We start from the raw sequence: 25742 nt of genomic DNA on the forward strand, positions 1-25742 counted from the left end.
CGCTTAGAAATAAATTCTTTATTTCTTAAAACGGCTTTCTGACCCTCCAAAAACCAAAGACAGCGGAAGCCCGACGCAAAAAGTGACGCAGACCCCGAGGGGAACCAGCCAGGGAAAGGCGATGCTGGCGCTTCGGGGATGAAAGCCGGTGATCAGCGCAGCCATGACCAGCACTGTGATCGCAAAAGCCACGATCGCCACATCTTCCGTCACCCCACGGAACAGAAGGCCGAGCAGAAACGCTCCCAGCAGCGCACCATAGGAATAGCCCGCGATCTGGAAGCCGAACAGCAACACCGACTGGGCCGAGGCGGAAAACGCGCAGGCTGTGGCGATCAGCGCCAGCGCCCAGAAACCGGTGACGCACCATGTCGCGGCACGGCTTGCGGGCCGTGTCGTTCCGACCAGATCGGCGAAGGTCGATCCGGTCATGGCGTTCAGCGCCGAAGACAGCGAACCCATCGTGGCGCTGATGATCCCGGCCACGAGCAAACCGGAGAGACCGGCGGGCAGATCATTGACAATGAAACGGGGGAAAAGCTCGTCCGGCGATTTCAATCCCAATGCCGGAAGAGGGACGCCTCCGTGTCGCGCCCACAGGAACAGACCGACCAGAGACAGCAGGGCGAACAGGACCGTCACCACAACGGCGCTGCCGACCATGGCGCGTTGCGCGTCACGGAGGGAACGGGCCGCGAGCGCGCGCTGCACCATAAGCTGGTCCGTTCCGTGCGAGGCCATTGCAAGGACCGCCCCGCCAAGCAGCGCCGTCAGCGGCGCATACGGGCTCGTCAAAACCGGCGCATGTAACGCAAAGGGCAACAGATGGCCGGAGCTGGAAAGCAGTCCCACCTGTTCCGGCGTGAGATGCTGCCAGAGCAGAAAGGCGCAGAGCGCAGCCCCGAAACTGTAGAGCAGGAATTGCGCCGCATCTGACCACACGACGGCACGCAACCCTCCGATGGCTGTGTAAAGCGCGGTCAGGCCGGTCAGACCCAGCAGAACCGCAAGCGGCGGCAGGGACAGGCCGCGTGCGGCGAGCAGGGCGCAGATGGGCAGTGTGGACGCAAACAGCCTCACAGCCTCCGCCAGCAGGCGCGTGACAAGGAACGTGACGGCGGCGAGTCGCTGCATCCGTCGCCCGAAACGAAGGGCGAGATACTGGTAGGCGCTGGCAAGATCGCCACGCATGTAGAGAGGCAACAGATAGCGTGCGACGACCATACGCCCCAGCAGATAGCCCCCACCGAGGCCAACAAACACCATTCCCTGCGCGTAGGCGATGCCGGGAACGCTGATGACCGTCAGTGTCGAGGTTTCCGTCGCGACAATGGACAGGCAGATGGCCCAGGCTGGCAGGCTGCGATGCGCGTCCAGCAGATCTTCCGGCGAACGGGCTTTCTTGCGTCCCCACGGCACGGCCCCGGACAGAGCGAGCGACCCTGTGGTGAGCGCGGCAAGCCAGAGGATAATGACGATCGGATCGAGCAGGCTGATCATGGAGAAATGGCAGTGGGCAGGAAAGGCACGGCGGTCTCTGAATGGCTGTGATGAGAATGTGGAGCGTGATCGTAACGAAAGCAAACAGATTGCATGGAGAGGGCTGATGGGCTAGCGGCTGAAAGATGAAGCGCGCCCTCCTTTCCGTTCCTGTCCCCGGCATGCCGCAACGTCCCGGAAAACGGGGCTGGAAAGTCGGTGTCCTCCTCTGTCTGCTCGTTATTTACGCCGCCGGACTCTTTTACATGACGCGCCCCGGCAAGATCATGGTGCCGCCCATCGTCCAGCGGATATCCATCAGAATCCTGCCATGGCGGATGGTGATTCCGAATGTCCCGCTTCCGGCTCCTGTTCTTGAGTCCCTCCCTGTAGTGCGGATTCCCCCTCCACATCTGCCTGACGGAAGAACTGTCCAGAGAAACAGACACTGATCCGTGATCATGCCAACTGTTATCTTTTTTTATATTTTTATCTATAAGGAGTGAGGTAGGCTATTGTTCCCGGGTGCGTAAATGGACGACCAGATTATTTTCGACAGCGATGATATTGTTGTCCATTTTCACAAGGGCAGTTCAGACTTTCTTGTCATTACGTTTATCGGTATCGGTCACGAGGAAAGCGCCTCAACCCTTTACTTCGGAAAACCTGTTTTCCAGAAGTATGATATTTCATGCATCGGCATCACAACCAGACAGCGCAACTGGTATTACTCCCCCAACATGCACAAGGCGCTGGAAGTCATCTGGCGCTACTCCGCAGGATACAGAAAGACAATCGCCATCGGCCTGTCCGCCGGAGCCTACGCCGCCATCAAATATTCAATGGTGCTCAAGACCGACGTCACGATAGCCCTTGCGCCCCAGCTTTCCATCGATGACAGGGAGACGGGTGTTATCCCTGAATGGGCGGCGCTGTGCACATCGTCAATGCGTGGCATGGGGATCAAGCGGGAGGATATCAGCGGCGATATCTTCATTCTCCATGACCGACATCACAAGGACGACCGGCAGGCGGCTGAGACCATTCTCAGCTATACGCTTGGTCGTTCGGACGTTGTGGTCGCGCTCGTCAACATCCCGAGCGCGGGCCATATTGTCTATGAGAGCCTCAAGGGCAGCAAAAACCTGATGGCGCTGATCGAGACGGCCAGTTCCACTCTCCCCGTGCGGGAACGTCAGGCCCTGCTGGCGCAACAGACACGCGCCTTCCGCCGCGAGAACGCCGTCAATGTCTACAACCGTATTCGGGCCGGGTTTGAACGGCATCCGCTGCTGACATGGCAACTGCTTGCCAGCAGGCGTTTTGCGGATGTGCGGAAAATTGACGACATCCTGAATGACGAAACGGTATTTTACAGGCTCGCGGCCATTCTGAACAACCGGGGATACACCCATCAGGCGCGGACCCTGCTCAGAGCGATGATCTGCTACCATACGACCGAAGATTTTCGTCTGTATTCCCTGAAGGATGAGCCGTTTATCGAAGGCCGTCCCGTCTTTCTGGACCATCGGGGACGAACACTTGGATATTCACTGAAACGGCGGCAGTTCACGAGTTCGAACATCGTCTGGATGGAAGGCGATGCCGTGCCTGTCAGCTCCATTGAATATGATGGGATCGTCTATCCGACAGTCTCCTACCTTGGGAAAAACTTTTTCCCTGAAAAACAGGAGGGCTGGATTTCGCTGGCAGCGACACCGGGCAACCTGTCTGTGGTGAAACAGGGCAAATGCAGCGGTATCCGTGCGGAAGACGGAACCTTCGTTTCGATCGTGGGGGATTTCGTTTCGGGATGGACACGGGAATGTCTGAGTTACGAGACTTTTTCCGGGATACTGCTGTAATCGACGCATCGCGGAGGCCGTACGACCGTCCCCGCTGCCTGCAATGTCCGCCGCTGTAGAGCGTCAGCCGACAAAAGATCTGCCGACTGTATGGCGTCTGACAAAACCCTGCCATAATCTGTCCGTTATTACGGGTTTCAGGAGCCCTGACAGACAAGGCAGTATTTCAAGGCATGCACAAGCCCTCTCTCACCATTGTTCATGTCGGTCCGTTCATGACCGGCCTGCGTGTGGGACCGAAGCACTCCGTCCAGATCAAGCTGTCCAACGGCCTCATCAGACAGGGCCACCTCGTGCTGAATTTCGCCGATCGCGATGTCGCAAGAGCCTCGTCTTTTTTCGGAAGCCGCAAGTTCGGACGCCGGGCGGTCAACAAGGCGCTCATAGCATTCTGCCGTCAGCACAGCCCTGATATTCTGTTGATGGGACACGCGGATATGATTGATGCCGGGACGGTCGCCGCCGTGCGAGCTATCGTCCCCAACGTGCGAATTGCCCAGTGGAACGTGGACCCGCTGTTCGAGCCGGACAATGTGCGGCGCATCCGCGGCAAGCTCGGGGTTGTGGATAAAACCTTCATTTCAACGGCGGGAGAACCGCTTGAGCAGATGCGTGACAGCGGTCACGCCATGAGCTTTCTCCCAAATCCGGTCGATTTTTCCATTGAAACCGGCCGTGCGGATCTGGCCCGCACTCTGCCCAACGACCTGTTTTACGCCTGCGGACATCCCTCCCGCCCTCTACGCGAAATCTGTGATCGCGAATGGGATATGGATGAATTCATCAGACTTGTCGGCGCACGTCTGCCATCTCTTCGCATGGCTCTGGGTGGCATTGAGGGACGACCCCATTTTTCAGGCGCCGGATATCAGCGGGTTCTGGAAACCAGCGCCATAGGGCTGAACATTTCCAGACGTGCCGATTACCCTCTCTATACATCCGACCGCATCGCGCATCTTGCGGGAAACGGCTGTGTCGTGGCGATTGAGCGGGCGACGGGTTACACGGATTACTTCTCTGAAGAGGAAATGCTGTTCTTTTCAGAGATCGATGAACTGATCGAAAAACTCGCCCGCCTCACCGCCGATCCTGAAGAGCGCATGCGGATCGGCTCAGCCGGTCGCGCCCGTTATGCCGCACGCTTCAACGAGCAGGCCGTAGCCAAGTTCATGATCGACGTGATCATGGATGAGTGCGCACCGGAAGCGATGCCCTGGTGAGAACAATGCTCGCCCCGCCCCGTCTTCTGGCGCAACTGTGGCGCACAGACCGCCGGACGCTCCTGCATGAGCTGATGCTTTTCTTTGTCGGCTCAGGCTTCATTCTTCCCAATGAGCCTGTCTGGTCAGATGTTTTCTATATCGGGATTATGCCGCTTTTCATCTATGCCGTCTGCAGAAAGGATTTTGACGTCCGTTTGAAATCCTGCCCGGCTCCGCTTCTTGCCGCAGCCGGGATCATGGCGTCCTTCTGCATCAGCATCGTGCTGAATATGACGACACTCTCGCAGACAGGCCCGGCTGCTTTCTGGATGTGGAATATCCTCTGCACGTCCATCTTCGTTTTTCTGCTGACCGACGCCTTTACGAAACAGGCTGATTACCGTGACCGTCTCATCCGGCTGATGATCAGCGCGGGCATGATCAATATCCTGATCGCCGTGCCTCTGCGCCTCGTGTTTCAGCCGCCGCCCTGGGAAGGTGACATTCTGAGAATGCAGGGATGGGGGCTGACCCGGCATCCCATTCTGGGAGCCGTCATCATGGGCAGCATCCTGCTGATGGCGCTGTCCCGAGCTCTTTCCCGCCATAAATGGTATGACTGGGCTGCAACTCTACTGGCGCTGGCTTTTATTCTCCTGACAGGAAGCCGGGGACCGTTAATCGGCATTCTTCTGGCCATGCCGGTTCTTGCCGGCATGAAGTATCCGAAAACAATACTGACTGCCCTGCCCATCCTTGCGATCATTATGATGATCGGACTCCGGGCGGATGTCGGCGTTTTCCATCTCGTGCAGGAACAGATCGGCCGAGGGGATTCGCATCGGCTTATGCTGTGGTCTCTTTCCTGGCACGACATCTGCCAGATGCCTGTTTTCGGTCATGGCCCGGCCTGGAAATTCAGCAATCCCGGGGAACCTTTTCCACACAACCTGCTTCTTTCCACCTGGCTGTACGCCGGCGCCGTCGGGGTCGTCTCTCTGCTGGTTTATCTGGGCTGCGTGTGCAGAAGCCTGTTTTCATCCTCTGCACACACAGCCCGCCCCCTGAGCATCGCCATCCTGCTCCATACGGTAGTCAGTTCGATGACGGATTTCGCGCAGGTTGTGAAAGGACCGGCGCCCATGTGGTACATGTTCTGGCTGGCAACGCTCTTCGCCGCGCAGATCAGCCCGCAACCGAAACAGCCGATGAAAAAAGCGCCACTTCCCTCTTCTGCCTGAGGCGCTCTGGGGTACGTTCATGTGTGCGGCGGCAGCCCGGGTGCTTTGCAAGGTTTTACTCCATATCCGGAGCAAAATCCCTGATCCCGGTTTCTCCCGTGCCAGCTTTCCACCCCCTGCCCCGTCTGTGCCGATGCGGGTTACGGCATGCCGGGGGGCGCTCAGAGCCATGTCGCATGAAGAAAAACCCCGTTTTCCGTGCAACAGGGAGCTGATATTACCCCGGCGGGGCTTGCGTTTCGGAAGCGGCTGGCTCATCTCCTGAAAGAGATACAGGACTTAAAAAGTCCCCTTTAATGGCCGGGACGCTTTGACTGGCAGAATCAGCGCACTAGTGCGTCTGAAGGAGAGTTTGTCATGTTTATCGAAACCGAAGGGACGCCCAATCCCAACACGCTGAAATTCCTGCCCGGCCGCGACGTGACGGGCGAGGCCGGAACCATCGACTTCATCGATGCGGATGCTGTTGCCGGGCGGTCCCTGCTGGCGGAAGCCCTGTTCGAATTGCCGGGCGTCTCGCGGGTGTTCATGGGATCTGACTTTGTTTCCGTGACCAAGGCGGATTCCGAGGACTGGTCCGAACTCAAGCCGCAGATTCTCTCCGCGCTGGTAGACCACTTCGTCTCCGGTCGCCCGACCGTCGAAGCAGGCGCCGCATCGGTTGAAGATCCCGTGACACCCGGCGATGAAGAGATCGTCCAGCAGATCAAGGAACTTCTGGAGACGCGCGTCCGTCCGGCAGTCGCCAGCGACGGCGGTGACATCGTTTTCCGCGGATACCGGGAAGGGATTGTCCGTCTGAGCATGCAGGGCGCCTGCTCCGGCTGCCCGTCCTCAGGCGCAACGCTCAAACACGGCGTCGAGAACATGCTACGGCATTACGTTCCGGAGATTGTCTCGGTCGAACAGGTTGTCGACTGAACATTTGCGGTTTCCTGATAAGGCAGAACGGTTCCCCGGGAACCGTTTTTTCGGCAACCTCATGGTCTCCGAAGATTTTTGAAAAAGCCTCACCAGAAACTGTCTTATACAAACCCGGGAAAAGATTGACTCTTGTGAGGACGTTTTCCGGGGCGTTGCTCCGAACCCCACCAAAGGCCATTGGCCTTCGGAAACCGAGTTTATTATCAATAAATCGGGGCGCAGGGGCCTACGGTCCCTGCCGGGTGCGAGTGGAGCCCATGTTGAGCTTTCACTGTGTCACTGTCAAAGCGGGTTGGTATCAGACGGTCAGCATGACTGGCTGACCTTTGCAGAGGTTGATGCCGGTCCCACACCGCACCGGCCCCGGCAAGAGGGATCAGCCCCCGCCCAAGGTGACAAAAGAAAAGAGCGTGTCTTCCCTTGCCGTGAAGACACGCTCTTTTTCTGAGATCAGAACTCTTCGTAAACGGCAGGGTCCTGCCCCTTTAACCGCCCATCCGGACGGGCCAGTGAAACGATGTTCTTCATATCATCTTCGGTCAGGGAAAAATCAAAAATGGATTTGTTTTCCATCTGACGCTTGTGACTGGCCGCCTTGGGGATAGGAACACATCCCAGTTGGTGATGCCAGCGCAGGATAATCTGGGCGACCGACTTCCCGTGATGTGCAGCGATTTTTTCCAGAACAGGGTTCGTGAGAAGATCGTTGGCGCGCCCCAGAGGACTCCATGACTGCGTCAGGATGCCATGCTTGCTGTTATAGGCCCGCATGTCTTCCTGCGGGAAATAGGGATGAAGCTCGATCTGGTTGATGCTCGGTAAAACCCCCGTCTCTTCCTTCAACCGGTCAATATGTTCGGGCAGGAAATTACAGACCGCGATGGATTTTATATAGCCGCGCTTTTGGGCTTCGATCAGCGCTTTCCAGGCCTCGACATACAGTCCCTGTTTCGGGTTGGGCCAGTGGATATAATAAAGGTCATAGTAGTCGAGCTGGGCGCGATAGAGAGACTCTTCAATCGTCGCAATCGCCTCGTCAAATTTATGGTGGCGTCCGGGTAGTTTGGAAGCAATGCGCAGATGGTCGCGCTTGCGCCCACTTTCACGAACAGCTTTCCCGACCGCACCCTCGTTTTCATAATTGAAGGCGCTATCGAGGGCGTGGTACCCCGCCTCAATGGCGCTTTTCATGCCATCGACACCGGCTTTGCCATTCATCTTATACGTGCCGAATGTCAGAGCCGGAAACGACAGTCCGTCATTCAATGTAAGATCGGGGATATGCATGGTGATCTCCCAAATGATTATTGATTGCCTGCATGTCTGATACGACATCAAGTCCGGCCACATTGCCGGATATGCCCGGTTTGTTACGGACGCAGGCACATTCATGTGGCAGCGTTGCGCTGTTTATCACGATAAAAATATAACCGGCGACTGGCAATGAAGTTTCAGGACGACATGATGCCAGCGGTCCTGCTGCCCGATCTTTGTGCCGGGAAAGATTTGCGGGGTGCAGCCTCACACACCGCCAAAGGCCCGCCTTTGGAAACCGTTTACTATCAATCGGGGTGAAGGGGCCTGCGGTCTCTTCCGGGTGCGGGCAACGCCCGCATCCCCGCAAAGATCAGTCAGGGATGCCGATCGTGTGAACACCCGGTTTCCCGGGGAGACACTGAAGCAGGTCTCCCCTGACAGACAGCCGCCGGTCTTACCGGGCAGCGACCAGTTGATGGGCCGTGTGAGCCAGCGCTTCCTGATTGGGAGCGCCAAGGGCATGCACGATCACAGGATCAAACAGGCTGGTGAAGGAAGCCGGATGGACGCCCATCCACAGCGTGACCACAGCCAGCGGCACGAGCACCAACATCTCGGCAGGCGTCAGGTCACGCAGCAAGCCGACAGTACCCTTCACGGACCCGAAAATCACATCGCGGTAGAGCGCCAGCATATAGACCGCGCCCATGATCATCGTCATGCCAGCGAGCAGGGCCAGCCAGAAAGAGACATGGATCGCCCCCATCAGGACCAGCAGTTCGCCTACGAAGGAGCCGGTTCCCGGAAGACCGACATTGGCCATCGTGAACAGCATGGCCAGCGAAGCCAGTGCGGGCATGCGGAACGCCACACCGCCAAGCGCGGAGATGTCACGGGTCTCGGCGCGCCATGCGATGGCGGCGACACAGAAGAACAGCGCCGCGATGATCACGCCATGCGACAGCATCTGATAGATCGCGCCGTCCACGCCCTCTGCATTGAGGGTGAACAGGCCGACAGCAATCATGCCCATATGTGAGAAAGAGGAATAGGCGATCACCTTCTTCATGTCCTTCTGGGCGAAGGCGATGAAGGCGGCGTAGACGATGGCGATGACGCCCAGCGGCAGGATGTAGGGTGCGAAGCGATGCACCGCTTCAGGAAACATCAGGACGCCAAAGCGCAGCAGACCGTAAGCGCCTGTCTTTGACAGCACGCCCGACAGCAGCGCCGTCGTCGGCGTGGGAGCCTCGGTGTAGGCATCCGGCAGCCACGCATGCAGCGGGAACAGCGGCAGTTTCACGCCGAAGGCAAGAACGAAGGCCATCAGCAGCCAGCACTGCACGGACAGCGAGAAATGCCCCTGCATCAGCGCAGGAATGTCGGTCGTGCCCGCCATGTTCCACATCGCCACGAGGGCGACGAGCATGAACAGTGAGCCGCCGAAGGTGAACAGGAAGAACTGGAGCGACGCCCAAACGCGCTTCGGCCCACCCCAGACGCCGATCATCAGGCTCGCCGGGATCAGCGTCGCCTCATAGAACATGTAGAACACGACCAGATCGAGCGCCGAGAACAGACCCATCAGCGCCGTTTCCAGAAACATGACAGCGGCCATGAAGTCGCAGGCCCGTCCCTGAATGCTGCGCCATCCCGCACCGATCGAGAGCGGCGTCAGGAAGGCAGTCAGCAGCACGAAGACAAGACTGATCCCGTCGACGCCCGTATGATAGGAGATGCCGAAGTTCGGCATCCACGCCAGTTGCGTCTCATACTGCGCGCCCGGTATCTGCGGATCGAAGCCGGTCCACATGACAACCGAAAGCGCCAGCACCGCGAGGCTCGTCCACAGCGCGATCCATCGTCCCGTCCGGTCCGCCGTCTCCGGCGTGCCCTTGGCGAGGAGAATGGCAAGCCCCCCAAGAAGAGGCAGATAGGTAACGAGGGTAAGAAGGATCGGGTGCACGGCGTACTCACAGGGTTCGGTACGATAATTCTGCCGAGACCTTAGCGCTCCGATCCCTGCACGACCAGTCATGAGTCGCGCGGGACACCCCTCCCGCGTCAGCAAACCCCGTTGCCGGGTCCCTTTTCCGGTCTGCCGGAGACCGCGCCCTCCATGGCGTACCGGGACGTCACACGCGGAATGACAGGCGCGATTCCGCCGATTCGTCCCATTTTACCGGTCAGTCCTCCCTCACGGGGAACTGCCCGCACCCCTGAACGTGGAGAAAGAATCTGACATGCAAAAACGGCACCCCGGAAAGGGTGCCGCTGTATCATGTCACCGTATTGTGAAAGCTGATCAGGAGGGTTGAGCGGTTTTGTGACGCTCGACCTGAAGCTTGAGCGCGTTCAGGATGGCAGTGATCTGACCACCATGCTGCTGGATGAAGGACGCATAATCCTGACGCTGCGTCAGGCGAAGACTAGCGCCTTCCGCGAGCACGTCCACGACCTTCGGCGCACCGCTGCTGTTGCTGACGATCCATTCAAGGTTGGCGTCAGCCTGCTGCGGGCGGTGCAGGATCGTGTCAACGGACAGGTCGTCACCCTTGGGCGTGGCGCTGCCGATCGTGAAGCTGACGCCGCGATAGTCGCCCAGCTTGTCGGTGATCGTGTTGACCAGCACCTGCCGGAACAGGCTCAGATACTCAGCCTGCTGCGCCGGTGTTGCCATGCGCCAGTACCGGCCAAGGCAGAAACGGCCGATAGCGTCGACATCCACATCACTCTGCAGGATGGGAAGGACCTTTTCCTTCTTCTGCGCAGCAGACAGGTTGCTGTTCACGATCGTAACCAGACGATCACCAAGGTTATGCACGAATGCTGTGGCGGATTGCTCGGCCGAGGCCGGGCGCGCAATGCCGGATACCAGACCGGCTGCGACAAGCGTTCCGAGCAGGAAGCGGCGGGTGAAACTGATCTTCATGATAACTCTGCCCCTGATCTTCTTCTGGAATCTTCTTAAGGCGGATCAATTATACCAGTCGGGAACGGTCGCCCGATGGTCATTCTTGATGGCGTCCGCCATAGCCTTGCGCTGCTGCTGATAGGCGCTGCGGATGGTCGCGTACGGATCAAGCGCATCGCGCTGCACCTGATCCAGATCATCAAGATGATTGGCCCGGGTATTGATCACGCCCATGATATTATAGGCCCAGTTGAATGTCAGCAGGCCATAGCCACGCGGAACATAGTTCCACGGGGAAAGCCCCTGATCCAGACCATAGCCGATGCCATCACGGAAGGTGGACGGTCCCATCATGGGCAGGAAGAGATACGGCCCGGAAGGGATACCCCATGTCGCCAGCGTCAGGCCGCCATCATTGTCGTGGTGCGGATAGCCGGCATACTTCGCCACGTCGATGAAGCCGCCGACACCTGCGACCATGTTGATGCACCAGCGGACAAAGGCGTCGCCCGCACGGCGCGGCTTGCCTGCGCCGACATCGTTGAAGAACACCACCGGCTCGTTCATGGTCTGCACCATGTTGCCCAGCGATTTCCGCACGGGAACAGGCACAGCCCACACATAGGCCTTGGCGACAGGACGCGTGGAGTATTTGTCGACCGTTACCGAGAGATTGTACATCTTCCGGTTGAGCGGCTCATACTTGTCGTTGGCTTCCTGATATTCAGCGAGAGCGTCAGGGTCGGTCGGCTTGGGCGCCACCATGGACGAGCAGCCCGCGAGAACCAGAGTGCCCAGCATCAGGGTTCCGTTACGGAAAGCACGGATGCGGGTTTTTACTGAGTGGCCCGAAGCACCGGAAAAAGGTTCCAGATGCAGGTCTTCCTTCACTGAGCCCATGCCCGTCAGTCTCTCCGTTACCCCGTCAGCCCTCCCCGGGACCGCAAGGCCAGCCAGCAGGACGAACATCATTATGCTTCTTTGAGCGTCTCTCTATTGCCCTGTCTAACACGTCGTCGCCCGGATGCAATCAGTTGCCTCCGCACTCCCGCCATCCGAACCGGACGGTCTCAAGTGTTAAGAACGTGAAACATCGCCGGAGGTTGAGACTCCGCTGTCTTTAATCAGGCGCTTTTCGGCGTCTGTTGCGGCAAAGGCACAGCGCCCCTCCCGAAGGACCGGTTGCGGAACTGCGTCCACAGCCCGGCTTCCTCACCTGAACAAAAGCCTGACAACAAAAGCCCGGCCCCCATGGCGGGGAGCCGGGCTGTAGAGAACCGGATCAGACCGGAGCGCGTGAACGAAAAGCGCGGATCAAAGGGCGCGATCAGAAGGACTGATCGTCACCACCACCCCAGTCTCCACCATCGCCGCCCCAGCCGCCATCATCGCCTCCGGCATCGAAGCCCGGATCAGCCGTGGTGCCTGCGCCCGCAAACGGATCAGAAGCACCTGCCGCAGAATCCCCGTAATAGTTGTTGACGACCGTCTGGTCGGGAGCCCCCCAACCGCCGGCAGCCGCGCCAGTATCGTGATGGCCGCTGAACAGGCCTTCAAGCGCATTCGCCGCCATCATGCCGCCCGCGACGCCTGCCGCGGTTGTCAGGGCAGACCCCAGAAAGCCCGATCCACCCTGCCGGAACATACCAGGCTGAAACCCCGGCGGCATGGGCTGCATCTGTGGTTGCATCTGCGGCTGCTGGGCATAACCCGGCTGACCACCCCAACCCGGAGGAGGAGCCTGCTGCGTACGCTGCTGGCCACCGCCGAACAGCCCGCCGAAAAAACCACCCGAGCTGCCTTTCGACTGCTGAGCCTGTTGCAGGGCCTGCTGCGCCTGCTGAAGCTGGAACTGCAACTCGCGAATACGGTTCTGCGCCTCGACGAGCGCCGCTTCCTGCACCACCGCCATCTGCGTGACGCGGTAACGCGCCTCCGGATATCTCTGGAAGTTCTGGGCGATGAAGGTATCAGCTTCGGGGTCGATCGGCGGCAGGGACGGGTTGGTGGATGGCACGCTTCCGATCCCGGCCTGCGGTGCCCCGCCGACACGCGCAATGAAGTTAGATATCAGATCGCGTTCCTGATTATTCATCTGTTTGATCCCTCATGGCCACGCTGGTTGGACTACCCGATATTTAAGATGGGAGCAGGGCGCGGAAACGGCAACCCTGCCCCAAAAACGTCATCTCACCCTCATTCTGGTCACGGAATTAGGGGTTTTTTGCGCCGGTGCCGTAAATGACAGTCAGTCGGGCCGACGCCAGACGGTGATGATGCACCATGAACCCGACGAGGGCCGGGCTGGAATCGGCGGTCACTTCAAGCTGCGGAACGTCCAGCGCCGTGACGGTGAACACATAGCGATGGATGTGACCGGGAGGAGGCGCGGCTCCACCATAGCCGGGAACACCGAAATCGGTCCGCACCTCAAGCGCGCCTTCCGGCAGATCGCCCTTGCCCGAACCTGCTCCCTCGGCCAGCGACGCCACGTCTGCCGGAATGTTGGCGACCACCCAGTGCCACCAGCCGGAACCGGTGGGTGCGTCAGGATCATATAGCGTGACGACAAAGCTCCTCGTTCCGGCGGGAGCCCCTTCCCATTGCAGCGGAGGAGACAGATTGCTCCCCGTCTGCCCCATACCGGAATAGACCTGTGTCTGGGGCATCACGGCACCATTGCTGAAAGCAGGGCTCGTCAATGTGAAAGCCATGAGAGGGCTCCTATCGTATGGTCTTTTTTCGATTACCAGTTGAGGCTGATCAGCCAGAACTCTTCCGAGGTCAGCGTCACCCCGTCGTTCTTCGGTGACTCTGAGGCGGCGTGAGCAAGGGCCGCAATACGCTCGACCATGATGGTTTTACGCTGATGCGCTTCCGAGGACTCGTTGGCGGCCTTGAGCACGTCGAGGGACGTCTTGGCGGCTTTGGCGACACGGGCGGCATCAAGCAGCGCGTAGGACATGGAAGGTCTCCTGCAAACAATTCGGATCAGATGATCTGCGGGCAAAATGGGCCGTCGGCGCTTTCTGTTCAAGAGCGGGATGATCCTGTCGGCAAACAGCACGATGAATCCCCGCATTACCTTTTCCTGTGAGAGCGAGCGGCATGGAGTGACTTCAGCTCCTTTGCTCCAGTTAGTGTACATCGCGTCACAATGAAAAATATTACCCTGAAAATAAAAGAGGTATTTTTAAAAACAAATATATTCCGTAACATTTATTATTTCATCATGTTGATGAAATATGGTTATTTTTCTTGCTTTTCATTCGTCACCATGTGAACACCCTCTTCGGTGGATGCTCTGATATAAGGGTCGCTGACGCACGTTGTGTCAGTCCGTCCCGTTGGAAGTTACGATTGCGCACGTGTTCTGTGCGCGACCACCATGTCGAAAAGGAGCCTCGTTATGACAACAGGCACCGTAAAGTGGTTTAATTCTACAAAAGGTTTTGGATTCATTCAGCCGGAGGACGGTTCTCCGGATGTATTCGTCCACATTACAGCCCTTGAGCGCGCCGGCATGGCCACGCTGAATGAAGGACAGCAGATTTCATACGAGATCGAAGCTGGCCGTAACGGCAAGAAGTCCGCAGTCAACCTTAAGGCCGCGTGATTTAAAGATCGGCAGTCATGCCATCTGGAAGAGCCGTCCGGTCAGGACGGCTTTTTTTATGTGCATTCTCCGAACATGATCCCCCCGTCCCAGTGACAATTCGTTTCGAAAAAGTCCACCTTCCCGTCGGGCAGCCTGTCGGTTTTTCTGATCATGGCATCCCCTTGGATCGTTCGAAAATTCTCCCGTATTTACAGATTTCTTTCTCTGGATCAGTCTGACGGTAGCCTTCCCCCGCCCCGTTCATTCAGATCTGTTTACGTATGAAAATGACACTCCCTGTTCTGTACACTTTCCGACGCTGCCCCTACGCAATGCGGGCGCGTCTTGCCCTTCTGTCCAGCGGGGCCAACTGTGAATGTCGGGAAATCAGGTTGTCGGAAAAACCCGCGGCCATGCTGGATGTGTCACCAAAAGGCACTGTTCCTGTTCTGGTTTTATCTGAAGGCCACGTCATTAATCAAAGTCTGGACATCATGAAATGGGCGCTATCGCACTCCGACCCTGAACACTGGCTGAAGAACGCACGTTACGACCTGATCGAACGTAATGACACTCTCTTCAAATATCATCTCGATCATTACAAATACGCCACACGCCATCAAAGCGATCCCCATCATCACCGTCAGGAAGCCTTTCGAATTCTTCTTGATCTGGAAAAGATACTGAATATCACGCCTTTTCTGAACGGAGCAGATTTCGGGCTTACGGACGCCGCCATAGCTCCCTTTATCCGTCAGTTTTTCGCGACGGATTCAGTCTGGTTCGCAACACAGAACATTCCCCGTCTGCAAACATGGCTCACGGATTTCATATCCTCACACCGTTTCGAGCAAATCATGCATCGTTTCAGCCCCTGGCAGCCAGATGACGCACCTGTCTTTCTCAGAAATGACGTATCCAACCGATAGCATTCAGAAAACAGACCACCCCGCAGCCGGTGGCGCAACACTGGCCGCGCTCTGCCCGTGCCTGTCCAGAAGCATTTTGACCAAACCGGTTTTTTTCACATCCTCAACAAAATCCTGCAACCATGCTCTCGCGATTTCGCGTCCTCTGGGAACTCCCATCCCCTGCTCTATCGCCGTGAAACGTCCCGGCAGCACCCGATAGCCCGGATGATCGGCAGCGTAAGCCGCCAGAGGCTGGCGCACACCGGCGGCGGCATCCAGTTGCTGCGCTACAAACAGAGCAATAGCGTCAGGCGAGGTCGCCGCCCTTTCAAGAGACGCCTGTTTCAGATGACGTGTCAGAAACAGGTCGTAAGCAGCGCCCTGTCCGACAGCGATGCGCGCCCCCGCGTGATCCAGCTCATCAACGGCCTGATAGGTCGCGTCCTCACGAACAAGATAGGTTCCCTCAATCACAACATAGGGTGCGGTAAAAAGAATCTCAGCCGCGCGCACCGGGTCCACCGCCAGAAACATCATATCCAGTTCACCGGACGAAACAGCCTGCGTTACCTTGCCTGCCGCGTCAAAGGGGATGAATTCGATCTCGACCTCCAGCCGCCGTCCGACTTCCCGCGCCAGATCGACCGAGACGCCCGCCAGTTCTCCCGTAGCCGCGTCACGCCCTGCCAGAACAGGATTTCCCAGATTGATCGCCGTCCTGATGGCGCCCTGCGGCGCCAGTTCACGAAGAATCTCATCTGTTTTCATGCGGTCCTCTCTCTCTGGTTCCACCCCACTCAGGCAGGATGCAGCCTATCTCTGGCGGGACGCTGGAACTGTAAAGGCTGAAAACGCAAGCTGTATTGATCTGTAAATTCTCCATATTTTAAAACATACTCTTTCGAGACAAGAGATTCGGTTCCATCACGCAGAAAAGCCTATCGGGAGACTGCGTTCATGCCGACACGGACCAGACCGTGAATATTTCCCACCGCCAGCGCCAGTATCCGGTTCCAGTATATGGCTGCATCAACCGTGACGACGGCCCCACACAACCCGAACAATGGCTCTGACCCCGGTTGCCTCTTCTTATTCCTCGACTGACCAAACCACACAGTCAGAGAACCGGGCTCCTTCAACGCTGCAAAGAGGAAACGCCGCTATCGTCACAGGCTTCAGTCTGCCCATACCGCGCAGCTATCAGCCCGACTTCCCACCCGAAAATTCCGTCACGACCTCACCCTCGATGCAGGGGACCATGCAGTCATGCACTGCACGTTCTGAGATTACCTTGAAGCCGATGACAGGCAGCGGCCTGCGATCTTTTCAAACAGGGCCGGCGTCCTTTCCAGCAGAAGCTGAAAACATAAGTCACGCATTCCGGGAGAGCAGACCCAGCCCGTCTGCCCTTTATCCCCCAACCCATCAGGACGCCGTGCCCCCCACGGTCAGACCCGTCATTTTCAGGGTAGGCTGCCCCACGCCGACAGGAACCCCCTGCCCCGCTTTGCCGCAGGTGCCGATTCCCGGATCAAGCGCCACATCAGAGCCAATCATGGAAATGGATGTCATCGCGTCGGCGCCATTGCCGATCAGGGTCGCCCCCTTGACCGGAGCTGTCACTTTTCCATCCTCGATCATGTAGGCTTCCGACGCCGCGAACACGAATTTTCCGGACGTGATATCGACCTGACCGCCACCGAAATTCACCGCATAGAGGCCGCGTTTTACTGAACGGATCATATCGTCAGTGCTCGCCTGGCCCGCCAGCATGAGCGTGTTGGTCATACGGGGTAGCGGCATATAGCCGTAAGACTGACGACGTCCGTTCCCTGTGGGGGCAACACCCATCAGACGGGCATTCAGACGATCCTGAATGAAGCCTGTCAGAATACCATCCTCGATCATCACCGTTCTGCCGGAGGGCGTGCCTTCGTCATCCACCGTCAGGCTCCCGCGACGGTCAGGCAATGTGCCGTCATCCACCACCGTCACGCCGGGGCTGGCGACGCGTTTTCCCATCAGATCCGAGAACATGGATGTCTTCTTGCGGTTGAAATCGCCCTCCAGACCGTGACCGACCGCTTCATGCAGAAGAATGCCGGGCCAGCCGGAGCCCAGAACGATTTCCATTTCACCAGCCGGAGCAGGACGTGCGTCGAGATTGATCAGAGCAGTCCGCAGCGCCTCGTTCACACCATGTTGCCAGGCACTTTCCTCCAGCAGCTTCGTCACACTATAGCGACCGCCGAAGCCGTACGACCCACTTTCGCGACGGCCATCCTTCTCCACCACGACAGAGATGTTGAGACGCACCAGTGGACGGATATCCGCGACTCTCAACCCGTCCGCCCGGATGATCTGCACCGCCTGCCATTCGGACGCGATGGACGCCATCACCTGCACGACACGACTGTCCCTGCCACGCGCATAAGCGTCGATCTGCCCAAGCAGGGCGGCGCGTCGGGCGAAATCCGTTTCATGCAGCGGATTGTTGTCGCTGTAGAGGCGGGTGTTGGTCGAACGCGGAGGCGGCGTCATGACGCCGGAGCGGCCGTTTCGTACGGCGGACACCGTCTCGGCGGCCCGCTTCAGGGAGGATGTGCTGATCTCGTCGGAATGGGCAAACCCGGTTTCCTCACCCAACACGCTGCGCAGACCAAAGCCGCTGGACGTATCAAAGGACGCTGACCGGATGACACCGTCATCAAGCGCCAGCCCTTCACTTTCCCGATATTCCAGAAAGAGTTCCCCGTCTTCCATGCCTTCCAGCGCATGGGTGGTCATGCTCTCCGCTTCGTCCCGGCTCAGCCGGCCACCGGCGCGTTCGAAGAAAAGATGATCCGTCGCGGCAAGAGGCCCAAGCCCCGCCACCGAGGACTGCACGCTCTTCTCCCCGGCGGAGACGGCAACATTCCGGGTTGAGGCGGTGGACGACATGGGCAAAACTCCGGAGCAGAAAGCGGGAACGTCCTTGCGGACGTTCACCATCACGATACGTCCTCATGTCATAACCGGTTTCTTCCTGCCCGGAAAACCCGGCAGAGGTTATTGCGTCATTATCCTTGCAGGGACCCGGTCGCACGAAAGGATTTCTCTTGAGGCGTTACCCTCTCTCCTTCCTCGCATATTCTCTGACCTCCAGCCTTTTCGCCTCTTTCCTGCTGTCGTCATGGCCAGTGTCTGCGCAGACCACACGGCCCGGAGACCCGGTAATGATCGCCAATTCTCACGACGACGGGACAGTCCCGCCTTCCAGCACGCCTCCCGCCGTTTTTCTGCACCCCACCATCATTCCTCCGCCTCAGGCTCCGAAGCTCCCTGCCCGGCAGGATCTGAGGCCTCCTTCGATCGCGCTGGACGGGCTGTTCGCGGCCATCGGGAAAGCGCGCATCTTCACGGACGCGAAAGCCGCTGCGGACGCATATCCCAACCGGCCACCGGAAGAGATACTGGCGACATGGCGCGCGCAAAGGGACGATCCGGGTTTTGACCTGAAGACCTTTGTCGCCACGTATTTCACGATTCCCGCCATCACGTCCGCGGCCTACCAGCGCAAGCCGGGTGAAAACGTGAGAGATTACATCATGGGCATGTGGGATGTGCTGACCCGTCAGCCGGACACTCCCGTTCCCTGGTCGTCCCTTCTACCGCTGCCGGAAAAATACGTTGTTCCCGGAGGCCGTTTTACGGAAGTCTATTACTGGGACACCTATTTCACGATGATCGGCCTGTACGAGGGTGGACGCATTGACCTGATGCGCTCCACCTACAGGGATCTGGCTTCGCTGATTGACCGCTATGGACACATCCCGAACGGCAGCCGGACCTATTATCTCAGCCGTTCCCAGCCCGCTTTTTTCGCTCTGATGACGGACCTGCTGGCCAGTCACGACGGCAACGCGACCTACGTCAAATATCTACCCGAGTTGCAGCGTGAATATGATTACTGGACCGACGGCGAAGCAAAGCTCGCGCCCGGTCACGCGTGGAGACATGCGGTCAGGCTGAAAGACGGCACCCTGCTGACCCGCCCGTGGGATGATCTCGACACCCCGCGTGACGAAAGCTATCCGGAAGATATCGCCACGGCCGCCTCCACCACCCGCCCTTCCGCCGACGTCTGGCGCAACCTCCGGGCCGGATCTGAAACGGGATGGGATTTCTCGTCACGCTGGCTGATGGACCATCACACGCTTTCCACCATTCACACGACTGACCTGGTCACGATCGAAATGAGTTCGACAGTGGCCCACCTCTCAAAAACTCTTTCTCATGCCTATGATCTTTCAGGAAACAAACAGAAGGCCGCTTTCTACAAGGCCGACGCGGAGCGCCGCATGGCCGCTATCCGCCGTGTACTGTGGGATCCGAAAAGGGGCGCCTTTTACGATTACGACTGGAAAGTCGGCAGGCTGACGGATGTTCTGTCAGCGGCAACGGCGGTCCCTCTGTTCCTGCATATCGCCACGGACCAGCAGGCACAGAGCGTCGCCAAAACTCTCAGAGAAAAACTGCTGAAACCGGGGGGACTTGTCTCAACCGATATCGCCAGCGGGCAGCAATGGGATTCACCCAACGGCTGGGCGCCGCTTCAGTGGATGGCGATCAAGGGTCTCAATCTGTATGGCGAGGATGTTCTCGCTCAGGATATTGCGCAACGCTGGATGGAGCGCGTTATCGGCACTTACGAAAAAAGCGGTGTTCTTCTTGAAAAATACGATGTGGTCAATCCTGAAATCAGTCCGACCGGAGGAGCAGGCGGTGGCGAATATCCGATGCAGATCGGCTTCGGATGGACCAATGGCACGCTGCTTGGATTGATGAACCGTTATCCTCAGGTCGCGCAGCATATTCTGGGTGAATATCCGTTCGCAGGGCAGGCTTCCAGAAACGATTCTCCGCCGGGGAGCGGGCCTGCCGTAAAACAGCAGTCGATCCCCCTGACGACAAGACAAACGCTTTCCCCCTCCTCCCGCCACGACAATACGGCCTCTCATGAAGCATCTAAAAATGGAAAAGGTCAGGAAAACCCGTAGGTTTTCCTGACCTCATACACTCAGTCTTTCTTTCCCCTGACAGGCAGTCAGGTGACCTGAAGAACGACGCTTTCAGGTCCGGCCTTCAAAGAAGTCCTTCACGCGCGAGAAAAATCCCGCATGTTCGGGACTGCTTTTCACGTGCTCGCCCGCTTCCTTTTCAAACTCTTCCAGAAGCTCCTTCTGGCGTTTGGAAAGATTCTGCGGCGTCTCTACGACGACCTGCACATACATGTCGCCCCGTGACGAAGACCGCAGAACGGAGAAGCCTTTTCCTCTCAGCCTGAAATGCTCGCCACTCTGCGTTCCAGCCGGGATTTTCACACTGGCGCGACCACCGTCAACAACGGGCACCTCAACATCAGTGCCAAGAGCAGCCTGCGCCATGCGCAGCGGCACGCGACAGTAAATGTTGGACCCGTCACGCTGGAACAGTTCGCTGGCCTGAACCGCGATATGGACATAGAGATCACCTGACGGCGCTCCCTTGCCGCCGGACTGACCTTCTCCGGACAGCCTGATGCGCGTGCCATCCTCGACACCGGCGGGAATGGCGATTTCCAGCGTGCGGGGCTTTTCCACCGTTCCGACACCGCGACAGTCCGGGCATGGGTCCTTGATGACCCTGCCCGCACCATGGCAGCTCGGGCAGGGCCGTTCGACCACAAAGAATCCCTGCTGAGCACGGACCTTGCCCGCGCCGTGACAGCTCGGACACACCTCGACACCGGCGTCCTTGTCCTTCGATCCTGTGCCGTCACAGGATTCGCACATGACACGGGTCTTGATCGTGATGGATTTTTTGACGCCGCTGAAAGCTTCCGCCAGCGAGATTTCAACCTGCGTCTGGATATCGGCGCCCGCGCTGCGTCCGCCACCGCTGCCACGGCGACCGCCCATCATGTCGCCGAACATCTGCTCGAAGATGTCGCCCAGACCGCCTCCGGCAAACCCGCCACCGAAGTCGAAGCCTCCGGGACCGCCACCACCGCCCTCGAACGCCGCATGACCGAACCGGTCATAGGCCGCACGCTTTTCGGCGTCTTTCAGAACGTCATAGGCTTCGCTGATCTGCTTGAAGCGCTCTTCCGCTGACGCATCTCCGGCATTGCGATCCGGATGATATTTCATGGCCAGCTTGCGGTACGCTTTTTTCAGTTCGTCAGAGGACACTTCTCGCGTGACTTCCAGAACAGCGTAATAATCAAGTTTCGTGGCCATTGATTTCCTCGTAAGCGGGCTCCCTCTCACATGCGTCACACAGGATGCCTGGAGGGTATAAAAGACAACGCCCGCCCCAATGCTTGGAGCGGGCGCCTTGAAGATACGGCGTTTCTACCTTGCAGGGTAAGACCGGTTTCATCCGGTCCCCCTGTCAGAACAGGTCCGCTCAGGCCTTCTTATTGTCGTCGATTTCTTCAAAATCGGCGTCAACGACCTTGTCGTCCGACTTCGCGCCCCCGGCGGCGGCACCCTCGGCACCATCAGCCTGCTCGGCCTTGTAGACGGCCTCGCCAATCTTCATCGCCGCCTGTGTCAGACGCTCGGACGCGGCCTTGACGGCTTCCGCATCGGAACCTTCAAGAGCCGACTTGACTGCGGCAACAGCGCTTTCCGCTTCGCTACGGTCAGCGGCCGGAACCTTGTCGCCAGCCTCAGCAAGAGACTTCTCAACCTGATTGACCAGACCCTCGGCGTTGTTGCGGGCTTCAACCGCTTCACGCTTCGCCTTGTCAGCCGTTGCGTTTGCCTCGGCGTCCTTGACCATCTTGTCGATATCGGCATCGGACAGACCACCAGAAGCCTGGATCTTGATCTGCTGTTCCTTGCCGGTCGCCTTGTCCTTGGCGGAGACGGAGACGATACCGTTCGCGTCGATATCGAAGGTCACTTCGATCTGCGGCACGCCACGAGGAGACGGAGCGATGCCGGTCAGGTCGAAGTTGCCCAGCAGCTTGTTGTCAGCCGCCATCTCACGCTCGCCCTGATAGACCTTGATGGTCACGGCGCTCTGGTTGTCTTCAGCCGTGGAGAAAGTCTGGCTCTTCTTGGTCGGGATGGTCGTGTTGCGGTCGATCAGACGGGTGAACACGCCACCCAGCGTCTCGATGCCCAGCGACAGCGGCGTCACGTCGAGAAGCAGAACGTCCTTCACGTCGCCTTTCAGGACCGCGCCCTGAATGGCCGCACCGATCGCCACGACTTCGTCGGGGTTGACGTTACGAGCAGGCTCCTTGCCGAAGAACTCCTTAACCGCCTCGATGACCTTCGGCATACGGGTCATGCCGCCGACGAGGATGACTTCGTCGATCTGGGAACCGTTCAGGCCAGCGTCCTTCAGGGCAGCCTTGCAAGGCTCCATCGTGCGGGCGATCAGGTCGTCAACAAGGCTTTCCAGCTTTGCACGAGTAAGCTTCACCACGAGGTGCTTCGGACCGGAAGCGTCAGCCGTGATGAACGGCAGGTTGATCTCGGTCTCCTTGGAGGAAGACAGCTCGATCTTTGCTTTTTCAGCAGCTTCCTTCAGGCGCTGCAAAGCCAGCTTGTCGGACTTCAGGTCGATGCCCTGATCCCGCTTGAACTCGCTGGCGAGGAAGTCGATGATCCGGTTGTCGAAGTCTTCACCGCCGAGGAACGTGTCACCGTTGGTGGACTTCACCTCGATCACGCCATCGGAGATTTCGAGGACCGACACGTCGAAAGTGCCGCCGCCAAGGTCATAGACCGCAACCGTGCCGCCGTTCTTCTTCTCAAGGCCATAGGCCAGAGCAGCAGCCGTCGGCTCGTTGATGATACGCAGCACTTCGAGACCGGCGATCCGGCCGGCGTCTTTCGTTGCCTGACGCTGGGCGTCGTTGAAGTAAGCCGGAACCGTGATGACGGCCTGGGTCACTTTCTCACCGAGATAGGACTCGGCGGTTTCCTTCATCTTGCCAAGCACGAAAGCCGCGATCTGTGAGGGCGCATACCCCTTGCCACGCGCTTCGACCCATGCGTCGCCGTTGTCACCCTTCACGATGGAATAGGGAACGAGCTCCTTGTCCTTCTGGACGGTCGCATCGTCAAAACGGCGACCGATCAGGCGCTTCACGGCATACAGCGTGTTGGTCGGGTTAGTGACAGCCTGACGCTTCGCGGCCTGTCCGACGAGCATTTCACCACCTTCGGTGAACGCCACCATCGACGGCGTCGTGCGTGCGCCTTCGCTGTTCTCGATAACCTTTGTCTCGTTCCCCTCGCGGATCGCCACGCAGGAGTTGGTCGTTCCAAGGTCAATACCGATGACTTTACTCATATAATTCAATCCTCTTTCAGCGGTCGCACCCAGCCCGAAGCACCGGAGACGGCCCTTATTTCAATAGTCTGCCACACATGACGGCTGACCACATCATCTTTGAATCCGATGTAGGAGCCTCATGCCGGGCTTTCAAGAGTTTCCGCTCCCGAAATCAGGCACTCGCGACTCAGTTCTTGGCGACGACAACCATGGCGGGCTTCAGGAGACGGCCATGCAGTGTCCATGTCGGTGTCCAGGCCTGAATGACCGTGCCGGACTCATGCTCGGCGCTGGGCTGTTCGGCCATGGCCTGATGATGATTGGCGTCAAAAGCCTGTCCCGAAGGATCGTTGCAGACAACACCATGACGTTCGAGAATGGACAGGAAGGAACGCTCCGTGCCTTCAATGCCTTCACGCATCTTGGTGATGATGCTGTCCTCGTCCTCCGCTTTCGGGGGCAGGCTGGCAAGGCCGCGCTTGAGGTTTTCCGCGGCCTCGACAACGTCGCGCGCGAATTTCTGCACGGCGTACTGACGCGCATCCTCGATCTCGCGCTTGGTGCGCGTCCGGAGATTCTGCATCTCGGCTTCCGAGCGCATCCATTTGTCGTGCTCTTCAGCGAGCTGGGCCTCCAGCTCCTTGATCCGGCTGCTGGCTGCGCTCATCACATCATCAGTCGAAGACGTCTGCTCATCAGCCGCCGCGTCTCCATGAACGGAGGAGTGGTGCTCGTTGAGGTCTGTCGCCGCCTCATCCGCTGGCGATCCGGCCTCGTGGGTGTCTGTCATGTTCGTCATGGGGTAAGAATTAGGCATCCTCAGAGCAATCGACAAGAAGGCAGACCGGACGAATTTCGTGTTCAGCCAGTCGTCGGACACATTTCTATCGCCCCCTGAATACCCAGACTGCCCGCCGAATGGTTAAATTTTGGTTTCATTATTTATCTTTCTCACCAGCATTAATCCCCGGACCATACTAAAAATAAAACGCTGGCCGCTTTCCCCCGGTAGCCCGACAAGGCAGACCCGGCTATCATCGGTTCAGTTTGCTCTTGATGAAGCCACAGAACGGGTGCGCCAGCGCCCCGGAGGGAATCGATTTCGTGACAGAAAAACAGACGATTGCGCTGGTCGATGATGATCGCAACATCCTGACCTCTGTCCAGATGACGCTGGAAGCCGAGGGATACGCCGTAAGAACCTTCATTGACGGCGAACAGGCTCTTCAGGATCTGACCAGCCGCCCGGTCGATCTGGCCGTGCTTGACATCAAGATGCCGCGCATGGACGGCATGGAGCTTCTGCAGCGCCTCCGCGCCCGCTCCAATCTGCCCATCATCTTCCTGTCCTCCAAGGACGAGGAAGTCGATCAGTTGATGGGGCTGCGGCTGGGCGCGGACGATTACATCACGAAACCCTTTTCCCAGCGGCTTCTGATCGAGCGCATCCGTGCGCTCCTGCGCCGCAACGATGTCAATCGCGCCGAAGCCGCCGGAGAAATCACCAGCAACACGCTGGTACGCGGCGACCTTACTCTTGATGAGGCCCGTCACCGCTGTCAGTGGAAAGGCACGGACGTACCTCTGACGGTCACCGAGTTCCTGCTGGTCAAGGCGCTTGCCTCCCGCCCCGGTCTGGTCAAATCCCGCGACCAGCTGATCGACGCGGCCTACGGAGACAACATCTATGTCGATGACAGGACCATCGACAGTCACATCAAGCGCGTGCGGAAAAAATTCCGGCAGGTCGATGACGCCTTCAACCAGATCGAAACGCTGTACGGCATCGGCTATCGCTACAAGGAAGACTGAGCCATGAGGCAGGCAGGGGAAGAGCGGTGATCACGCCACCGGAAGGCGGTCCTCACCGGAAGATCTCCCTTCCCGCCAGCCTGACCCATCTGTCGGACGAGATCAGGAAACTGACGCGGTCGAAGCCGGAGCTTCCAGCCCCTGTCGTGTACGCTCTCACCTTCTGCCGGCGGACACTCCTGAGAACCGCGACCTTTCTGTCCACCAGACAGCGTGACGCCGA

At 58.4% G+C, this 25742-nt stretch carries 22 protein-coding genes; 9 read left to right on the forward strand and 13 right to left on the reverse strand.

The genetic code is table 11. The features are described from left to right. Positions 1 to 18: 18 nt before the first annotated feature. A complete protein-coding gene (locus tag LKE90_RS14785; RefSeq protein WP_291491558.1) occupies positions 19 to 1500 on the reverse strand; it encodes a sodium:solute symporter in 1482 nt (493 codons plus the stop codon). A gap of 125 nt (positions 1501 to 1625) precedes the next feature. Between LKE90_RS14785 and LKE90_RS14790 the strand changes: the two genes are divergently transcribed. From LKE90_RS14790 to LKE90_RS14810, 5 genes are all read left to right on the forward strand, one after another. Continuing rightward, positions 1626 to 1931, forward strand: coding sequence for a hypothetical protein (locus LKE90_RS14790; RefSeq protein WP_291491557.1), 306 nt, complete (start codon positions 1626 to 1628; stop codon positions 1929 to 1931). An 81-nt stretch (positions 1932 to 2012) separates the two neighbouring features. Beyond that, positions 2013 to 3344: a hypothetical protein gene (locus LKE90_RS14795; protein ID WP_291491555.1), complete on the forward strand. Its 1332-nt coding sequence runs from the start codon at positions 2013 to 2015 to the stop codon at positions 3342 to 3344. Between the two features lie 173 nt (positions 3345 to 3517). Beyond that, positions 3518 to 4564 (forward strand): glycosyltransferase family protein, encoded by a 1047-nt coding sequence (locus LKE90_RS14800; protein ID WP_291491554.1) that lies wholly within the window; start codon positions 3518 to 3520, stop codon positions 4562 to 4564. A 5-nt stretch (positions 4565 to 4569) separates the two neighbouring features. After that, positions 4570 to 5787: an O-antigen ligase family protein gene (locus tag LKE90_RS14805; RefSeq protein WP_291491553.1), complete on the forward strand. Its 1218-nt coding sequence runs from the start codon at positions 4570 to 4572 to the stop codon at positions 5785 to 5787. A 357-nt stretch (positions 5788 to 6144) separates the two neighbouring features. Beyond that, entirely contained in the window at positions 6145 to 6708 is a 564-nt protein-coding gene (locus LKE90_RS14810; protein ID WP_291491552.1) for a NifU family protein, read from the forward strand. A 453-nt stretch (positions 6709 to 7161) separates the two neighbouring features. On the opposite strand, the gene LKE90_RS14815 is transcribed toward LKE90_RS14810, so the two are convergent. From LKE90_RS14815 to LKE90_RS14845, 7 genes are all read right to left on the reverse strand, one after another. Continuing rightward, positions 7162 to 7998 (reverse strand): aldo/keto reductase, encoded by an 837-nt coding sequence (locus LKE90_RS14815; protein WP_291491551.1) that lies wholly within the window; start codon positions 7996 to 7998, stop codon positions 7162 to 7164. A gap of 424 nt (positions 7999 to 8422) precedes the next feature. Continuing rightward, positions 8423 to 9934 carry a complex I subunit 4 family protein gene (locus LKE90_RS14820; RefSeq protein ID WP_291491579.1) on the reverse strand — a complete coding sequence of 504 codons (1512 nt, stop codon included), beginning with the start codon at positions 9932 to 9934 and terminating at the stop codon, positions 8423 to 8425. Between the two features lie 339 nt (positions 9935 to 10273). Next, positions 10274 to 10900 carry an MlaC/ttg2D family ABC transporter substrate-binding protein gene (locus tag LKE90_RS14825; RefSeq protein WP_291491550.1) on the reverse strand — a complete coding sequence of 209 codons (627 nt, stop codon included), beginning with the start codon at positions 10898 to 10900 and terminating at the stop codon, positions 10274 to 10276. A gap of 45 nt (positions 10901 to 10945) precedes the next feature. Further along, positions 10946 to 11683 carry an MlaA family lipoprotein gene (locus LKE90_RS14830; protein WP_291491577.1) on the reverse strand — a complete coding sequence of 246 codons (738 nt, stop codon included), beginning with the start codon at positions 11681 to 11683 and terminating at the stop codon, positions 10946 to 10948. A gap of 526 nt (positions 11684 to 12209) precedes the next feature. Then, on the reverse strand, positions 12210 to 12977 hold the full coding sequence (locus LKE90_RS14835; protein WP_291491549.1) for a DUF2076 domain-containing protein: 768 nt from the start codon (positions 12975 to 12977) through the stop codon (positions 12210 to 12212). Between the two features lie 118 nt (positions 12978 to 13095). Next, entirely contained in the window at positions 13096 to 13596 is a 501-nt protein-coding gene (locus tag LKE90_RS14840) for a kinase inhibitor (protein ID WP_291491548.1), read from the reverse strand. Positions 13597 to 13628: 32 nt separating this feature from the next. After that, positions 13629 to 13847: a hypothetical protein gene (locus LKE90_RS14845; RefSeq protein WP_010667902.1), complete on the reverse strand. Its 219-nt coding sequence runs from the start codon at positions 13845 to 13847 to the stop codon at positions 13629 to 13631. Positions 13848 to 14291: 444 nt separating this feature from the next. Between LKE90_RS14845 and LKE90_RS14850 the strand changes: the two genes are divergently transcribed. Continuing rightward, complete coding sequence (locus LKE90_RS14850) at positions 14292 to 14498, forward strand: cold-shock protein (protein WP_291491546.1); 207 nt, start codon at positions 14292 to 14294, stop codon at positions 14496 to 14498. A 269-nt stretch (positions 14499 to 14767) separates the two neighbouring features. Continuing rightward, complete coding sequence (locus tag LKE90_RS14855) at positions 14768 to 15409, forward strand: glutathione S-transferase (protein ID WP_291491576.1); 642 nt, start codon at positions 14768 to 14770, stop codon at positions 15407 to 15409. A 3-nt stretch (positions 15410 to 15412) separates the two neighbouring features. Here the strand turns inward: LKE90_RS14855 and LKE90_RS14860 are convergent, their stop codons facing one another. Continuing rightward, entirely contained in the window at positions 15413 to 16159 is a 747-nt protein-coding gene (locus tag LKE90_RS14860; protein WP_291491545.1) for an ABC transporter substrate-binding protein, read from the reverse strand. A 657-nt stretch (positions 16160 to 16816) separates the two neighbouring features. After that, positions 16817 to 18331 carry a metalloprotease TldD gene (gene tldD, locus LKE90_RS14865; RefSeq protein WP_291491544.1) on the reverse strand — a complete coding sequence of 505 codons (1515 nt, stop codon included), beginning with the start codon at positions 18329 to 18331 and terminating at the stop codon, positions 16817 to 16819. A gap of 275 nt (positions 18332 to 18606) precedes the next feature. Here tldD and treF point away from each other — a divergent pair, with 275 nt between their 5' ends. Then, a complete protein-coding gene (gene treF, locus LKE90_RS14870; protein ID WP_291491543.1) occupies positions 18607 to 20430 on the forward strand; it encodes an alpha,alpha-trehalase TreF in 1824 nt (607 codons plus the stop codon). A gap of 72 nt (positions 20431 to 20502) precedes the next feature. On the opposite strand, the gene dnaJ is transcribed toward treF, so the two are convergent. From dnaJ to LKE90_RS14885, 3 genes are all read right to left on the reverse strand, one after another. Next, on the reverse strand, positions 20503 to 21651 hold the full coding sequence (dnaJ, locus tag LKE90_RS14875) for a molecular chaperone DnaJ (protein ID WP_291491542.1): 1149 nt from the start codon (positions 21649 to 21651) through the stop codon (positions 20503 to 20505). 169 nt (positions 21652 to 21820) lie between these two features. Continuing rightward, positions 21821 to 23725, reverse strand: a complete 1905-nt coding sequence (gene dnaK, locus LKE90_RS14880) for a molecular chaperone DnaK (RefSeq protein WP_291491541.1) — start codon at positions 23723 to 23725, stop codon at positions 21821 to 21823. Between the two features lie 169 nt (positions 23726 to 23894). Next, entirely contained in the window at positions 23895 to 24506 is a 612-nt protein-coding gene (locus LKE90_RS14885; protein ID WP_291491540.1) for a nucleotide exchange factor GrpE, read from the reverse strand. Positions 24507 to 24763: 257 nt separating this feature from the next. Between LKE90_RS14885 and LKE90_RS14890 the strand changes: the two genes are divergently transcribed. Further along, positions 24764 to 25519 (forward strand): response regulator transcription factor, encoded by a 756-nt coding sequence (locus LKE90_RS14890; RefSeq protein WP_291491538.1) that lies wholly within the window; start codon positions 24764 to 24766, stop codon positions 25517 to 25519. The last annotated feature ends 223 nt before the right edge of the window (positions 25520 to 25742 follow it).

The organism is Acetobacter sp., assembly GCF_022483985.1.
Taxonomy (GTDB): Bacteria; Pseudomonadota; Alphaproteobacteria; order Acetobacterales; family Acetobacteraceae; genus Acetobacter.

Excerpts from the sequence above, each read along its gene's own strand:
- LKE90_RS14840 (WP_291491548.1), bottom strand. The coding sequence starts at position 13,596 with ATGGCTTTCACATTGACGAGCCCTGCTTTCAGCAATGGTGCCGTGATG.
- LKE90_RS14785 (WP_291491558.1), bottom strand. The coding sequence starts at position 1,500 with ATGATCAGCCTGCTCGATCCGATCGTCATTATCCTCTGGCTTGCCGCG.
- LKE90_RS14855 (WP_291491576.1), top strand. The coding sequence starts at position 14,768 with ATGACACTCCCTGTTCTGTACACTTTCCGACGCTGCCCCTACGCAATG.
- dnaK (WP_291491541.1), bottom strand. The coding sequence starts at position 23,725 with ATGAGTAAAGTCATCGGTATTGACCTTGGAACGACCAACTCCTGCGTG.
- LKE90_RS14850 (WP_291491546.1), top strand. The coding sequence starts at position 14,292 with ATGACAACAGGCACCGTAAAGTGGTTTAATTCTACAAAAGGTTTTGGA.
- dnaJ (WP_291491542.1), bottom strand. The coding sequence starts at position 21,651 with ATGGCCACGAAACTTGATTATTACGCTGTTCTGGAAGTCACGCGAGAA.
- LKE90_RS14830 (WP_291491577.1), bottom strand. The coding sequence starts at position 11,683 with ATGCTGGGCACTCTGGTTCTCGCGGGCTGCTCGTCCATGGTGGCGCCC.
- LKE90_RS14885 (WP_291491540.1), bottom strand. The coding sequence starts at position 24,506 with ATGACGAACATGACAGACACCCACGAGGCCGGATCGCCAGCGGATGAG.
- tldD (WP_291491544.1), bottom strand. The coding sequence starts at position 18,331 with ATGTCGTCCACCGCCTCAACCCGGAATGTTGCCGTCTCCGCCGGGGAG.
- LKE90_RS14860 (WP_291491545.1), bottom strand. The coding sequence starts at position 16,159 with ATGAAAACAGATGAGATTCTTCGTGAACTGGCGCCGCAGGGCGCCATC.
- LKE90_RS14800 (WP_291491554.1), top strand. The coding sequence starts at position 3,518 with ATGCACAAGCCCTCTCTCACCATTGTTCATGTCGGTCCGTTCATGACC.
- LKE90_RS14815 (WP_291491551.1), bottom strand. The coding sequence starts at position 7,998 with ATGCATATCCCCGATCTTACATTGAATGACGGACTGTCGTTTCCGGCT.
- LKE90_RS14790 (WP_291491557.1), top strand. The coding sequence starts at position 1,626 with ATGAAGCGCGCCCTCCTTTCCGTTCCTGTCCCCGGCATGCCGCAACGT.
- LKE90_RS14805 (WP_291491553.1), top strand. The coding sequence starts at position 4,570 with ATGCTCGCCCCGCCCCGTCTTCTGGCGCAACTGTGGCGCACAGACCGC.
- LKE90_RS14810 (WP_291491552.1), top strand. The coding sequence starts at position 6,145 with ATGTTTATCGAAACCGAAGGGACGCCCAATCCCAACACGCTGAAATTC.
- LKE90_RS14825 (WP_291491550.1), bottom strand. The coding sequence starts at position 10,900 with ATGAAGATCAGTTTCACCCGCCGCTTCCTGCTCGGAACGCTTGTCGCA.
- LKE90_RS14890 (WP_291491538.1), top strand. The coding sequence starts at position 24,764 with ATGAAGCCACAGAACGGGTGCGCCAGCGCCCCGGAGGGAATCGATTTC.
- LKE90_RS14835 (WP_291491549.1), bottom strand. The coding sequence starts at position 12,977 with ATGAATAATCAGGAACGCGATCTGATATCTAACTTCATTGCGCGTGTC.
- LKE90_RS14795 (WP_291491555.1), top strand. The coding sequence starts at position 2,013 with ATGGACGACCAGATTATTTTCGACAGCGATGATATTGTTGTCCATTTT.
- LKE90_RS14845 (WP_010667902.1), bottom strand. The coding sequence starts at position 13,847 with ATGTCCTACGCGCTGCTTGATGCCGCCCGTGTCGCCAAAGCCGCCAAG.
- treF (WP_291491543.1), top strand. The coding sequence starts at position 18,607 with ATGATCGCCAATTCTCACGACGACGGGACAGTCCCGCCTTCCAGCACG.